General features: G+C 41.9%; 10 protein-coding genes. 2 read left to right on the plus strand and 8 right to left on the minus strand.

Going from position 1 to position 15612, the window contains the following annotated elements:
- Window positions 1-76 precede the first annotated feature (76 nt).
- Both QUB64_RS20520 and QUB64_RS20525 read right to left on the minus strand, forming a co-directional pair.
- Window positions 77-2161, minus strand: coding sequence for a tetratricopeptide repeat protein (locus QUB64_RS20520; protein ID WP_333274239.1), 2085 nt, complete (start codon window positions 2159-2161; stop codon window positions 77-79).
- Between the two features lie 304 nt (window positions 2162-2465).
- Window positions 2466-3338, minus strand: a complete 873-nt coding sequence (locus QUB64_RS20525; protein WP_333274237.1) for a 6-carboxytetrahydropterin synthase — start codon at window positions 3336-3338, stop codon at window positions 2466-2468.
- Window positions 3339-3829: 491 nt separating this feature from the next.
- Between QUB64_RS20525 and QUB64_RS20530 the strand changes: the two genes are divergently transcribed.
- A complete protein-coding gene (locus QUB64_RS20530) occupies window positions 3830-5329 on the plus strand; it encodes a cyclic nucleotide-binding domain-containing protein (protein ID WP_333274235.1) in 1500 nt (499 codons plus the stop codon).
- 177 nt (window positions 5330-5506) lie between these two features.
- Here the strand turns inward: QUB64_RS20530 and QUB64_RS20535 are convergent, their stop codons facing one another.
- Entirely contained in the window at window positions 5507-6187 is a 681-nt protein-coding gene (locus QUB64_RS20535; RefSeq protein WP_333274232.1) for a J domain-containing protein, read from the minus strand.
- A gap of 804 nt (window positions 6188-6991) precedes the next feature.
- On the opposite strand from QUB64_RS20535, the gene QUB64_RS20540 reads away from it, so the two are divergent.
- On the plus strand, window positions 6992-7648 hold the full coding sequence (locus tag QUB64_RS20540; RefSeq protein ID WP_333274229.1) for a TerD family protein: 657 nt from the start codon (window positions 6992-6994) through the stop codon (window positions 7646-7648).
- A 441-nt stretch (window positions 7649-8089) separates the two neighbouring features.
- Here QUB64_RS20540 and cysK read toward each other — a convergent pair whose 3' ends face one another.
- From cysK to QUB64_RS20565, 5 genes are all read right to left on the minus strand, one after another.
- Complete coding sequence (cysK, locus tag QUB64_RS20545; protein WP_333274227.1) at window positions 8090-9052, minus strand: cysteine synthase A; 963 nt, start codon at window positions 9050-9052, stop codon at window positions 8090-8092.
- A 56-nt stretch (window positions 9053-9108) separates the two neighbouring features.
- Window positions 9109-9549, minus strand: coding sequence for an Rrf2 family transcriptional regulator (locus QUB64_RS20550; protein ID WP_333274225.1), 441 nt, complete (start codon window positions 9547-9549; stop codon window positions 9109-9111).
- A 368-nt stretch (window positions 9550-9917) separates the two neighbouring features.
- Window positions 9918-10754: an SDR family NAD(P)-dependent oxidoreductase gene (locus QUB64_RS20555; protein ID WP_333274222.1), complete on the minus strand. Its 837-nt coding sequence runs from the start codon at window positions 10752-10754 to the stop codon at window positions 9918-9920.
- A gap of 15 nt (window positions 10755-10769) precedes the next feature.
- Window positions 10770-11093, minus strand: a complete 324-nt coding sequence (locus QUB64_RS20560) for a DMT family transporter (RefSeq protein WP_333274220.1) — start codon at window positions 11091-11093, stop codon at window positions 10770-10772.
- An 18-nt stretch (window positions 11094-11111) separates the two neighbouring features.
- Window positions 11112-15437, minus strand: a complete 4326-nt coding sequence (locus QUB64_RS20565) for an amino acid adenylation domain-containing protein (RefSeq protein WP_333274217.1) — start codon at window positions 15435-15437, stop codon at window positions 11112-11114.
- Window positions 15438-15612: the final 175 nt, after the last annotated feature.

The following is a 15612-nucleotide window of genomic DNA, read 5'->3' on the forward strand; positions in this document are numbered from 1 at the left end:
TTTTTAGCATTTGGCATAAGTTTACCATTTTTGCCAATAATATTCCAATACAGTTCTGTTGCGCTGCACCTTACACCTAACTCTGCGAAGATTCGTCGGATTGTTGCTGGTTTTGAGTATCTTTTTCGCCTGCGGTAAATTCTTCTGTATCCTGTTTTAATTCTGAGGCAATTGTGCCTCGATCGCGCCAAGCTTCGGCATTTTCTGGCTTGATGGCGATCGCTCGATCGTAAGCTGCCATTGCTTCTTCGTAGCGCTTTAATTGCGACAACGCTGTACCGCAGTGGTGCCAAGCATCGTAGGATTCGGGCTGAATCGCGATCGCTTTTTCATAAGCTGCGATCGCTTCTTGATTGCGCTGCAATTTTGCCAAGGATTCGCCTTTCCCAAACCAAGCTTCGTAACACTCGGAATTAAGCGTAATTGCTTGTTCGTAAGATGCAATTGCTGCTTCGTGCTGCGAGAGTTTCTCGAAAGCTGTGCCTCGGTTGTGCCACAATTCAAAATCCTGCGGTTTAATGGCAATTGCTTTGTCGTAGGATGCGATCGCATCTTGATAGCGCTGCATTTTTCCCAGCACAGCGCCTTTATTGTACCAAACTTCGTATCTGTCGGCCCGGATGCCCAAAGCCCGATCGTAAGAATCAACCGCATCGCTGTAGCGGAGCAGTCTCCACAGCATATTACCTCGGTTGTACCAAGTCTCGTATCTCTTGGGATTGAGAGCAAGAGCGCGATCGTAAGAATCGACTGCTGCTGCGTGCTGCTGTACTTTACCCAGCATCGCGCCTCGGTTGTGCCAAATTTCGCTATCAGTTGTTTTGATAGCCAGGGCGCGATCGTAACTGGCGATCGCCTCTTCGTAATGCTGCAACTTACCCAACAAAGCTGCTATGCTGTGCCAACAACCGTATTTTCTGGACTCGCTCGCACTTGCTCGCTCGTAACAGGCGATCGCCTCTTCGCACCTCTGCAATTTTCCCAGCAAATATGCTTTATTATACCACACTTCGTAGTGATCCGGTTTAATTAATATTGCTTGGTCGTAACAGGCGAGTGCTTCTTCATGGCGCTGCAATCTTATTAACACATTTCCGCGCCAATACCAAGCCTCATCCAAATTATTATTCGCTAAAATAGCTTTTTCGAGGCAGACTAATGCCTCATCATAATTGCCTTGAAAATAAAGCCCTTCGGCTTGCTTGATATCATCGTCCGCAATCAAATTTTCTCCGTCACTAGCAGGTGCAGTTGGCGAATTTTGGGAATTGTTTAACTGCGGTTGAGGTGCGAGTTTGACAGCTTCTTTGGCAACAATTGCCGGAACCTGGGAAATTTCTTGCACAATTTGAGATTTTTTCTCGTCAACTTCTGTCACCAACACTTGCAGGCGCATGACAAATTGAGATTTGAGAGTCTCGATTTGCTCGACGGAAGATTTGGAAAGTTCAGTTTCTCTAGTTAAAAAATCAAGTGATTGTTTAGCTGCACTCATTTGTGCCTCTAATTCATCCCTCATTTTTTGAGTCAGTTGGCGAGAATTGAGCAGCTCTGATTCCAGCACGCCAATGCCCTGCAATCTTTGATTGGCATCCCTCACCAACTGTTTGACTACCAGCCGCCGGAACATCCAAAAAAAGGCAATTGTCATCGGTGGAAAGACAGTACCGAGAATTAACAAAATATTCAGCAGAGTTATGGTATTATTAAAACCATATCCAGATTCTTCACTGCCTGTACGCAGAGAGATAACATCAAAAGCGTCGCGAACTTGGGGACTGCTTTTAACTCCGGTTTCGATTAATTTAGCCAGCCAGGTTTCTTGTAAAGATTTTGTGAGTTCATCGCCGGATACAGCAGGAGTATTCGCCTTGGTTTTTTTGACAGCAGGAGATAACTCCGGCCCGGCCGCTGCTACCAGCAAACCAGTCTGGGATTTTACCGCAATTCGTGGGGAAAATTGTTCGTCGGCGATCGTCTCGGGCGCGCTCATTGACTCCGCCGGACGAGATACTGTATTATTTATGGCATCAACAAAGTTGCTGGCCTGCGGTGTCCCACCAGAGATGGGAGGTGCAGCCGGAGCGGCGTTAGTATTCGCAGTTATATTCTGGGATGCGAGGGCGGCCAGAGTCAAAAGAGCTACATTTGAGACTCGCATAAACGTCAACTCACTTAGGAGAAATTAGTGCTTGTTTGTCAGCGATCGGGCGATCGACCTCATATTCTCAGCAGCGACAATAACTGAGATGAGGAATGCTGGCTTACTATCTCCAAAATACAGGTTGCGTCTGACTTGTCAGGAAAAGTGGCAATAATTCTGGCCGTGGAACTTTTGTCCAAGAATGTATTCTCGCCCCTAATCCGGCTCAAATTACCCTCGGAATCATCGGGGCGGCTTCACCAATTTGCACAATTAGCCAAAAATCCGGGTGAACCCGCCCCAACCCAGCCAATTTTTAGCTTTAAACCCCAACTAAAACCGCTGAAGGTTGCTGACTTTGGGCCTGGGCTGCATCCAAATCTGCACCGTAAATTTCGCAGCTATTATTCGGACTTTCAATCAGCTTAATCTTGTGCAACTCTGCACCCAATTCCCGAACGGGCGATCGCAACAATTGCCCGATCCGAACCGCAATATTCTCCGCCGTCGGCACCACCTTCTCAAAATAAGCAATATCCTTATTTAAAAAAGTGTGATCGAAAGGTTCAACAACATAATCATCAACAGCTTTTTGCAAAGCTCCCAAATCAGCAATCATCCCAGTCCGCGCATCAATTTCCCCTTTAACAGTCACCTCTAAATGATAGTTGTGACCGTGACCGTTAGGACGAGCACACTTGCCGTAAATTTCCGAGTTTTCTTCAAAACTCAAATCGGGACGAGCCAACCGATGGGCGGCGCTAAAATGAGTGGACAGAGTTAGATAAGCTTCCATGTCGTTTCCTAAATATTCAGCCCAAAGTTCCGGGTGTTCAAACAATTGAATTTTGCTCACAGGCAAATGAGGAGCTAGCCGCAGCCAAATTTGCCGTGCTATGTTTTCGGTAGTTGGCAGAGTCTGCTCAAATTCCGGCCACGCTTCGTTAAGGTAGGAAAAATCGAGATCCTTGGTAACTTCCCGCTTGATGACGTGTTTGACATCAGACAGGTTGAGCACCATGCCGTACTCGTCGAGTTCTCCTATCATGGAAACGTAAAGAACGTAATTATGTCCGTGTCCCGGTGCGCGGGCAGTTGGGCCAAACCGTTCAAAGTTCTCGGCTTCGCTCAACTCCGGCAACCAGTACCGGTGACTCGCCGAAAACTGTGCCCGACGATTGATGATGCACTGCATAAAAGTCAATTAGGGTAAGCTTGTTAAGTTCTGTAAAGGACTTACTTCTTAAGGATAAACCAATTTTTGCTCGAATTTTTCGATAATTTGAGGGTGCTCTAGATGAATTTCTACCAATTTTCCAGATATTGGCAACACGTCGCCGCGACAGCCGCAGGGCCTATTTTACGCCACAAGACTGATATCCGGCAGAAAATACCGCTACAAAACAGTTTCTCGTCATTCGTGGCTTTTCCATCAGTAATCCCATTTTCGATTTTAGATTGTCGATGGGGATGATTTATCCCATCAGGGTTTGGCCCTTACAAGCAAGTTGCATTTTTTTGGGGAACTGGTGTTGCGAGGCTTTAAGAAAGTGCGATCGCCAGTTGCAACTGGCGATCGCTCCACAGTTCGACTTTTTCGCCTAAACTCTGCAACAGTTAGCAGTTGGCGGTTCAATTGCAACCAAAACTAATCACCCATCACCCCTCACCAATTACCAAATATTAATGAATTGGATTACTGAACGAGCCGATCGCTTTTTTGAAAATTTGTCCGGTGCGATCACAACCCCGCTATTTTATGTCGGGGACACTCATCTGTCCATCAGCGAGATTGTCAAACTGATAATCTTAGCTATATTTGCCTTCATTGTAGCTCGAATCCTTAGTGAAGGAATCAAGCGCATCCTGCTAGTTCGGATGGGATTGGATCGCGGCAGTCGAGAAGCAATTTCTACCATCATTAGCTATATTTTAGCAACTTTTGGTTGTATAATAGTTCTGCAAGGTGCCGGAATAAACCTAACTTCTCTCACCGTCTTAGCTGGCGTCGTTGGCATTGGTTTTGGCTTCGGTATGCAAAATCTAGCCAGCAACTTTATCAGCGGTCTTACTCTGCTCTTGGAACACCAAATTCGAGTCGGAGACTTTATTGAAATAGATAACTTATTAGGGACAGTAGAAACAATTTCGATTCGCTCCACAATTATTAAAACAATTGACGGACTGTTTGTCATTATCCCAAATATTAAGTTTGTCGAAACTAACATTATTAACTGGAGTTATAGAGACCCCAGATGCCGCCTCCACATCCCCGTCGGCGTTGCTTACGGCTCTGACCCAGTAATAGTTACCGAAGCGCTATTAATTGCGGCGCGGATGGAACCTAATGTCTTGTCCCATCCTTCTCCTAAAGTATGGTTTCGCGGGTTTGGAGACAACGCTTTAAATTTTGAACTTTTAGTATGGATTGACCAACCGCAGGAAAGCGATGCCATTAAAAGTGCTGTCAATTTTTTAATAGATTACGAATTTCGCCACCGCAGCATCGAAATTCCTTTTCCCCAGAGAGATTTATGGCTGCGAAACCCACAAGAGTTAACTAAACATTTTCAAAATCACAAAGACGACCTTTCCAATGGCAAAGTTTTTCCGCAAAATGCCCAACATTCAGGAGAACTAAAATCTAATTCCACCTTGTACGATCATAAAAAACCAGGGCCTAAATCGCCTAATAATTGGACGCTGCGAGATTTGTTGCGGCGAGTAACTTATTTCGATCAGTGTACAGATTTAGAACTGCGGCAGTTAATTGAATACGGCTACCGACAACTGTTTCCAGCGGGACAGGTTGTCTGTCAAGAAAATGACCCTGGCGATTCTTTTTATATTATTCTTTCGGGTGCTGTGGAAGTTCTTTCTCAAAAAGCCGATCAGTATATTGCGACGCTTCACGAGGGCGAGTTTTTTGGGGAAATCTCTTTGCTGTTGGGCACTCCGAGAACGGCCACTGTTAAAACTAGGGAAGATACAATTTTGTTTGTGGTGGAACGCCACGACTTGCAAAAACTTTTAAAAGAACAGCCGAATTTAGCCGATCAGATTGCTCAAAAATTGTCGCAACGCCAGCAAGCTTTGAGAGATTTGGGATTGTTAGATGATGACTCTCTGGAACAAACTCCTTTTATTAAAATTCGGAAGCGAATTCAAGTTCTTTTTGGAATTTGACATTGAATAGTCAGGAGGCATTGGGCATCGGGCATGGGGCATGGGGCATCGGCCAAAGAGGGCATGGGGCATCGGCCAAAGAGGGCATCGGGCATTGGTAATTGGTAATTGGTAATTGGGCAATTTCCCCCTCTCCCATTCTCCCATTCTCCCCCTCTCCCCCTCTCCTTCAACTAACTAACTTCTAATTTTCAATTCCTCCTGTGCTTCCCGCCGCAGTCTAGCGGCAATTCTAAATAATTCTTGACCTGTGTGCAAATGGCGATCGTCATAATTGAGGGTAAATAAATGCAATTCTTCTATGCCATCTCCCACTTGATTGATGCAGTAGTAGAGATGGGCTGCAACTCCGGCTACATTAGATGGATTGGGCATCAATCTTAGAAAGTTTTGAGCTTTTGAAAGAAAGTCGCGGCTGGTTTCGATATAAACTTGAAACTTTTCGATCAGTTCGTCATCGAACGGATCTGCTGACAATTCGTTTATTTCCTTTTTAAGCGGCTTCAAGATGCTGTTGAGCATTCGATTGACTGGTTTATATACTTTAATCAACCACTGTTCCATGTGTTCGTCGGCGTCCCGTGCTGCTTGTTGTCGCTGGCGGCTGACGTTTGGTGCGTAGGGTGATGGCTGTTCGGTTGGCTGGGAAATTTGGCGATCGTAAGATTGTCTTTGCTGGGCGTCTCCTAATATTTCATAGGCGGCATTCAGGCGAACAATCTCTTCGTGACCGGCTGTCGAGCTGTTGCTGTCTGGATGAAATATTTTGACTAAACGGCGGTATGCTTGTTTAATCTCGGCTTGTGTTGCGGTTGGGCTAATCTTTAGGGTTTTGTAGTGATTGGTAACGGAAGCCACGCTATTATTTCCTTGAAATCTGGATAATTTGCGAAAAACTGCTTGACAAAGATATCATTATTTGCTAATGTATTAGGTATTTATGTGATATAAATGTCAAACATTGTCGGTAAAAAACCTCTGTTTTTAGAGTAGCATAAATCTATTTTAGAAAAACTATTTTAGAAAAACATTGATGCTGTTGAAGTGGCAAGCCGCTCGACATTAGCGACTTATATAGCAGAAGTCAGAAGGCTTGAGTTATACCAATTATGAAAAACATGGTTACATAGAAATTATCTGCTCTCATCTTTAGGGAAAAGGCTGAGCCTAAGTCGGGCCGGGAGTTATGCAAATGAAAGATAATTTGTATACTATTAATCATTCTGGCAATATTTTTTTTAATTGGTATTAATTAGATGGCATAAAAAAATCAAGGTAAGTAAAGCATTGTTCATCCAGCAACAGTATTCAGATCAAAATAAAATGTACAATCCGGGCTTTCCCAGTGGGATAATTTTTGTTGGACAGCCAGGGATTTGTGTATGGGGCCATGCTCTTGAATTATCACTCCTCACCGTTCTGTTAATTGTAATTCGATACAACTGGCGTCTGCATATCCGATCGCGAAAAAACTTGACTTTTGTACCGCTATCCTCTCTTTGCAGCAGTTTTCCCTGTTAGATGCGATCGCCCGTGTAAAGTACGCCCGCATTTATTTAAGATTTATTAACATATATAAAATTATATCACAGATTGATGGTGCAATCTATTGGTACATTAGAATTTTTATTAAACTTTGAATTTCAGGAAGCAAGTTAGATTATGGGAATTTCTTTGGGCAAAGGACAAGGCCTCTCGCTTAGCAAAACTAACCCCGGTCTTTCGGAAGTCTTTTTCGGTTTGGGATGGGACGTTCCATCTAATAGCGATACCAATTACGATTTAGATGCCGTTGCATTACTTTTAGGTGCTAACGAAAAGCTAATTTCTGACGATCATGTAATTTTTTACAATAATCTCACAAGCCCCGATCCAAGTCAATCAGTTCAACACATGGGGGATAACTCCACAGGTGAAGGTGACGGCGATGATGAAGTCATTAAAGTTAATTTAAAAAGAGTGCCTGCTGAGGTAAAAAAAATTATTTTCACTGTAATGATTAGTGACGGAGAAGAACGCAAGCAAAATTTTGGACAAGTAGAAAATGTGTTTGTGCGCTTAGTTAACGATCAGACTCAAGAAGAAATTCTACGCTGCAATCTTGCAGATAATTACTCTGTTGAAACAGCAGTGATCCTGGCTGAACTATACCGCCAAGATGGAGGATGGACGGTTAAGTCTGCAAGCAAAGCTTATAAGGGTGGCGCTCAAGAATTAATTGATAGTTACACTGCTCCTCCTCAAGAAGCTGCAAATAATAATGTGCGTCAGCCGGTTGTCAACTGGCGCTATCGTCTCCAGAATCAAAACAATAATTGATATCCTGTTTATTCACTTTAATCAAGTCTAGAATAAGCTCGCTGGTGATCTTCTGGCGAGTTTATTTAATCTTGATGGACGGCGCACGGCTGAACTGCGTCAAAAAAAGGAGCGATCAGAACAGCTTTTGACGTGACAATTCAGAGTGCGGAATGTGGGATCTAATACCAATTTTCAGGCCTTCATACAACAGTCTTCCGTAGGGTGTGTCGCCATCCACAATCCTCAAGAAAGACCGACAATCTAATAGCGACGCACCTGGAATATTCAATGGTGATAGCAAGAGTGCCCCACCCTTGATTTAATTTAGAGATTTTTCGAGCAAGCGAAACACCCTACAAATACAGTTGAATAATTTTTCATAATTGGTATAAAAAGCCAAGCAGGGCGTACACTGTACGCCCTGCTTTGAGTTTTTGGGACTCGGGATCGGAGGCTAGTCTAGTTGACAGCCACCGCCAGATTCAGTTCTGGATCTTGGAACAAGGGAGTGCTGAGATAGCGTTCGCCGAAGCTAGGCTGAATCATCACAATCAATTTGCCTGCATTTTCGGGACGCTTGCCCACTTTCAATGCCGCACACAGCGCCGCACCGCTGGAAATACCGGACAAAAGTCCTTCTTCTCTGGCCAAGCGGCGCCCGTAGGCGATCGCCTCGTCATCCGTTACAATTATCACTTCGTCGATCGCATTGACGTTGAGCACCGGCGGTACAAAACCAGCACCGATACCTTGAATTTTGTGAGGCCCTGGCTTTCCCCCAGACAGTACCTGAGAGTTGGCCGGTTCAACGGCGATCGCCTTAAACTCAGGTTTCCGCGACTTAATCACCTCTGCAACACCCGTAATCGTGCCGCCAGTGCCGACTCCCGCAATCAAGAAATCCACTTCGCCGTCGGTATCTGCCCAAATTTCCTCAGCCGTTGTCGAACGGTGAACGTCCGGGTTGGCTGGATTCCGAAACTGCTGCAACATATAGGCGTTCGGAGTTTTGTCTACAATCTCCTGAGCGCGCCGAATGCAGCCGCTCATGCCTTCAATGCCGGGAGTCAGTTCGAGTTGGGCCCCGTAAGCTCGTAACATCGATCGGCGTTCCGTGCTCATCGTATCCGGCATTGTCAAAATCAACTGGTAGCCCTTAGCCGCCGCCACCATTGCCAAAGCAATTCCGGTATTGCCAGAAGTCGGTTCGACTAAAACCGTTTTGCCTGGAGTAATCAGCCCTTCTGCCTCGGCTTGATTCACCATATTGACACCAATCCGGTCTTTTACCGATGCTGCCGGATTCATGCCTTCGAGTTTGACCACAATCCGAGCCAAGCAGCCTTCGGCTTGGGGAATGCGGTTGAGTTGCACCAGGGGTGTGTGCCCCACCAATTCTGTAATGTCGCCAGCAATGCGCATAATCTTTGTCAGTTGGTTGTTGAAAGTAAATCTTAATTCCTAGTTGCCGATACTAACTAGATGTAATACATAATATCGAGCTGCCGCCTGCCATTGCGTTTTTCGCGCAGATCCTGTAGCGTATATTTTTGCAACACTGAGTTAGCAGTCGATCGCGCTTCCTGCCAAACTTCCCAAATCACAGCACTTTCTACTGTTTGAGCAGGCGAGTCTTTTTCGGAGCGATCGAACTCTGAGCCTTCGAGACAGTTGATAATTTCCAGGAGTGTAATTTTCCACGGTTCCCGCGCCAGGATATAACCACCTTTAGCTCCTCGCTGGCTGCGAATCAGCCCGCTGCGTCTCATGGTAGCCAGCAACTGTTCTAAATATCGATCGGGAATATTTTGCTGAGCCGCTATCTGGCGAATTTGCAACGGCTCGCCTTCATCGTAGCAATCTGCCAGTTCCAGCAAAGCCAAGATTGCGTATTCGCTTTTACAGGAGAGTTCGACCATAATTGCACTTGAAAATACCAGAATTCTCAACCCCGAAGTCAGATTTTAGAATCATGCTCAATTTTGAGTTCAAAATTCTCACTCCTCACTTTTGATTATACCCCGGTTCTCCACTGGAGTTTGTTGATTTCCATTAATTCATTGTTATAGCAACCGCCAGGCGCGGTTATGCCATAAATTCTAAGTAGTCCCTTTTGCTGTGGAGCGATGGGCTGCGGGAGGCTTCGCTAACGTACGACTCACGCCCAAACCCTACAGAGTTGACCGCAAGTTATGCCTTGTTGAACTGCTGGAACGACTCGTGTCCAACTTAAAGATTTAATAGATTTATAATCTTCTTGTTCAATATTGACAGTAGTTAAGAGTCACTACCAAAGTGAACCTCCTGATACAGTTAGCTCCTGCATTGTAATCCCAAAAGCTTCTTCCCGACACAAAAAGGCTGCCAATGCTCCAATTTCTTGAGGCTGAATCATTCGTTTTTGAGGATTAATCTCTTTTGTTTGTTCAATATATCGATCGGGATTTTGTTCGTCTACTGTTTCAGCAATATGTGTCATCCAACTTTTACCAAATTTGGTTTCCACCCAACCAGGACTAATCGCATTACAAGATACGCCGTGTGCTGCACCTTCTAAAGCTACACAACGAGTTAAACCTACTACTCCTGCTTTAGCAGCACAATAAGCACCATTAGAAGGAGAGCCTACTGAAGCTGCGGTGGAGGCAATATTAATAATTCGTCCCCAACGTTGCTCGATCATACTAGGCAGACAAAGCTTGATTGTGCGATAAACCCCATTCAGATTAACATCTATCACTTTATGCCAAAGCCGATCGGAATGACCGCAGATCGTCTGCTCCGCACTAATTCCCGCAGCATTAGCCAGAATATCTATTTTGCCGAATGTATTGAGGGTTAGATCGTAAAATGCTTGTACAGAGTCCATTGAACAAACATCCAGATTAGTAGCGATCGCTTTGACTCCTAGCTCCTCAATTTCCTTTTTTGTCGTTTCTAATTCCTCAGCACCAGGTAAATAAACTAATTCTTCAGCTTTTTGACTGTTACCAATTGCCAACAATGAGCCAATTGCCACATCAGCCCCGGCTTGGGCAAAAGCCAGAGCCATCGCTTTACCCATTCCTGATGCTCCACCTGTAACCAGAGCCACGCGGTTTTTTAAATATTTTTCTTGATTCATGTTGAATACCTAAGTTTATTTTCCTGAGTTTAACCCAATTACACCAATCATAATTAAGGCGAGTGAAATAAGTTTAACTATACTATTAGACTCATTAAACCAGAAAATACCAATCAAAGAAATGAGGAAAGTGCCTAAGCCTGACCAAATGGAATAAGCCACACTAAGATCAATTTTTTTCAGAGAAATTGTCAGAAAAGTAAAGCATAATCCATAAAAAATAAACATTCCGATGGAAGGTAATATTTTAGTGAAACCTTGAGACAACTTCATACAAGTTGTGCCTGCTATTTCAAATATTATTGCTAAAACAAGGCAAATTAAACTAACTGAATCCATTTTTGTTAACCAGAAAACTTATTGTTTAACAATGAAAACACTCCGATTAAAATAATCAAAGTATGTAGCAATCAATTGATGATCCACAGGTGGACAAATCAAAGAAGTTTTCTCTAATCCTTTAATGGTATTTGCACAATCAAAAGATTGAGATGTCATCGAAGAAGTTTCTAAATATGTCACCTCTTTTCCAGGTATCTTTTCAGTCACCAGTGGTAATAAAGGACTCAGAGAATTATCAACAGAATGATTTGCTACTTCTTGAAATTCTTTTTGCCAATCAAGATAGGGAATTTGTTGAATAGGATAACCCAAAACTTGAATTTCTGCAATTAAATTACTCAAGGATAAAGATTGAGCATTTACTAAGTGAAAAGTCTTGCCAATAGATTCTTTTTGTTTGGATAAATTAATAATCGCACTACTCACATAATCCACAGGTGCGAGATCGATTATCCAATCCATCTCAGGAGCATTTCCTAGTAAAACAAAAGCCTTAAATAAACGACACATCAAATCATTAGTATTGCTTGCACCTGTTTTACTATGTCCTGAAATCTGTCCTGGACGATAAATAGTAACAGGAATACCACGCTCAGAAGCAATTTTTACTAACTTTTCTGCCACCCATTTACTCTGTGCATAACCATCATTAAGACCTTCATTTTTTTCTAAAGGGTCATTTTCTTTGATCTCTTTCATGCCCGCATAAGCATCAGATTCAAAAATAGCAAGAGTAGAAATATAATGGACAGGTTTTAATTTGGTTTGACTAGCTAATCTCAATATTTCTTGAGTCCCCAAAACATTAGCAGACTTTAGAGCAGAATAGGGATAAAAAAGATTAACAAATGCTCCATTATGATAAATTACATCGATTACTTTTGCTAAATTATTAAATTCCGATTCAGATAATCCCAAAAGAGGCTGAGATAAATTTCCGACAACCGGAATTACACGCTCTGTGAAATTATCATTTTCTATCAAATATTTTTGCCAATTTTGGGCAATTTTTTGCTTGCCTTCCTGAAGATTAACAGCACGAACTAAACAATAAATATTAGCTTGAGTCTGCTCTAAAAGTTCTTCCAGCAAAAACGCACCTAAAAAACCAGTTGCTCCTGTTAATAAAATATTAGTAGGAGTGATAGAGGCTTGGATTAAATTTACTGATGGCTTAATCATCTCATCTAAAACAACTTCTGCTGATAAATCTACGATTTGGCCTATCTGTTGATTGCCATGACGTAAATTGTCAATGGTTTCAGCTAATCCACTAATTGTCGGATTCTCAAAGAAGGAAAGCAGGGATAAATCCAACTGAAAAATCTCATGAATTTTGTGAAAAATTTGAGCTGTTAATAGTGAATGTCCTCCCAATTCAAAGAAATTATCATAAATACCCACTGATTCAATTTCTAATACTTCTGACCAAATTTCAGCTAATTCTTCCTCAACCGCATTTCGAGGAGGGACAAAAGGTGACTCTAAAACTGGTCGGTTATGAGTAGGTGCTGGAAGGGAACGGCGATCTATCTTACCATTAGGAGTTAAAGGGAAACTCTCCATTATGACAAAATTAGAAGGAATCATATAGTCAGCCAGTTTTTGCTTCAGAAAGTTGCGTAATTGTGGAACTAGCTGTGGTGTGGAGTTTTCCGCTACAGGATTATTAGCATAAACCAACCAAGGTTTTAAGAAGAGAGGGGATGATATTGTGCGATCGTTGTCCGGTGTATCTGTAAAGATTGCTTCTTGATGCTTGAAGATTACATCATAACAACCATTGGCTTTATCTGGCGACCAGTTAATATGAACGATATAGGAAAATTTTTCACTCAAATCCCAAATATCTTCAGGTTCTACTACATTTTGACTAGCTTTTTCAACTAATTCTTTCAATTGTGCCACAGTATCAGGACAATCTTTCTGAGCTAATATTTCTTGAGCTGTTACATCAGCAAAAATTCTGGCATTAGGAATGTTACGGATTCCTAAAATTTGAGGATTGATTTCTGCTAAAATTTGACGTAATTTGCCTAAAGTAAAACTCCCTTGTTGCCAATCTAACCAAGGATGTTCTATATTTGTTTTGGGAGTTCCCACACGCAAAATTACATCATAACGAAAACGTACTAATTCATTATGATAGCGTCCTCGTTTGAGCCGAATTTCAACATCAGTAATTTGGGGTAAATGTTGTTTTAATGCTAGAAAGAAATTAGGATCTATTACTAATCCTTGTTCTTGATTTAATCGTTTTTGAATACGTTGTTTTAGTTGTTTAGTTGGTAAGGATGCCGGAGCTTGATATAATTGTACAGAAGTATGGAAACTTTCCAATAAGGGGAGAGAACGTACATCACCAACAAAAATAAATCCCCCTGAGTCTACCCTAGGCACTAAATTTTCCAATACTTTAACCAAATAATTAATACTAGGAAAATATTGAATCACTGAGTTAATAACTACAGCATCAAACGCTTGATTTTTTCCTATTTCTAATTCGTCTGCTGATGTTTGATAAAGGCTTACTTTTGACCAGTCTTGTCCTTGATTATTTAATTGTTCTTCAATATAACGCACTGAGGCTTCTGTAATATCAGTTCCACAATAGTGAGTGCAGTGAGGAGCTATGCGAAATAGTAACATTCCTGTACCACAACCAATTTCTAAAACACGGTTGGGTTTTAATGAAAGAATCCGCTTAACTGTATGCTCAACCCATTCTCGCACTTCTGCTGGTGGTACGGGTAAACCGGTATAACTATTATTCCAACCACTAATATTAAAAGTAGGATCTTCTTCAGCATCAGATTGACTGTAAGCATCATTCCAGATTTTTTGCCATTGTTCGGTTTGGGAACGATGAGCGTCAGTTTCAGTATCGGGAATATTCGTATTTTCAGTTTCTTGATTCGGAATAATATATGCTACGAGGCGTTTTTCACCATTATTTTCTTCCCGCGCATTGACTACAGCTTCTTTTACTAAAAAATGTTGATGAAGTAGGGTTTCAATTTCTCCCACCTCGATGCGAAATCCCCTAATTTTTACTTGGTTATCTATACGTCCTATATATTCGATATTTCCATCAGGAAGATAACGAACTAAATCTCCTGTTTTGTAAAGACGCGCTCCAGGTTGATTACTTAAAGAGTCGGGAGCAAATTTTTGTTGTGTTAATTCAGGCTGATTGAGATAACCTCTAGCTAAACCATCGCCACCAATATTTAATTCCCCTATTTCACCAAAAGGTACAGGAGTAAGTGGGTCTGTTAAACGGCGTAAACGCCGATCTAAAATGTAAATTTGAGTATTAGCAATGGGTTTACCAATAGGTATTTTTTCAGTAGCTGATGTTACTTGATAAATCGTTGACCAAATCGTTGTTTCCGTTGGTCCATACATATTCCACAGACTACCTACTTTTTCCAGTAATTGAGATGCTAGTTTTTGGGTAAGTGCTTCACCACCGCAGAGAATTTTTAATTGTTTATTGCCTTTCCATCCAGATGTTAGAAGCATTTTCCAAGTAGCCGGAGTTGCTTGGATGATTGTGGCTTTTGTTTCCTCTATTTGTTCACTTAACTTCGTTCCGTCTGTATAATTTTCTTGACTAACTACAATTACACTTGCTCCTACACTCAAGGGTAAGTAGATTTCTAAAGCTGCAATATCAAACGATATAGTTGTTACTGCTAAAAGTCTATCGGTTGCCGTTATTCCAGGCTCTTGAATCATAGAAATTAAAAAATTGACAACGGATTGATGCTCAATTTGCACTCCTTTGGGTTTACCTGTAGAGCCGGAAGTATAAATTGTATATGCCAAATTTCTTGAGTTTAATGTGCTGTCAGGATTTTCTTGACTGCATTGAGCGATTTTTTCCCCGTCACCATCAATACTAACGATGATAGTTTTTTTATTTTCTAGATTTGATTGTTTGTCGGCAATAAAATTATGACAAATTCCTAATAAAGTTTCCTGACTTAATAATATTGGTAGTTGGGAATTTTCTACCATATAGGCGAGACGTTCTTGAGGATAGGCTGGGTCTAATGGTATATAACAGCCACCAGCTTTTAAAATACCTAAAAGTCCAATAACAGTATTGATTGTTCTTTCTAGACAGATTCCTACCATAACTTCCGCACCCACACCTAAACTCTTTAGATAGTGTGCCAACTGGTTAGAACGCTCATTTAATTGTTGATAGGTTAGGTGCTGGTTTTCAAAAGTTACAGCAATTTTTGACGGATTTTTATTGGCTTGCATTTCAAATAAGTTATGAATACAGATAGGGGGATATTTTAGATCCAAAGTGAAATTAGTTTCTGTCATAGAATGTATGGTTTAGTAAGAATTTACTTGTGAGTCTCGTAGAATTGGTTACGCCGGCGCGATAACGTTGTCTCTACAATTGACTGTCCGAAAGAAATTCTCTCCTCCGATCGACAAGCTTTTCTCTCTCAATTAATTTCTCACACAAAATTACTGCTAATTTATAAACTAGCGT

Source organism: Microcoleus sp. Aus8_D2 (assembly GCF_036702665.1).
Classification (GTDB): Bacteria; Cyanobacteriota; Cyanobacteriia; order Cyanobacteriales; family Microcoleaceae; genus Microcoleus.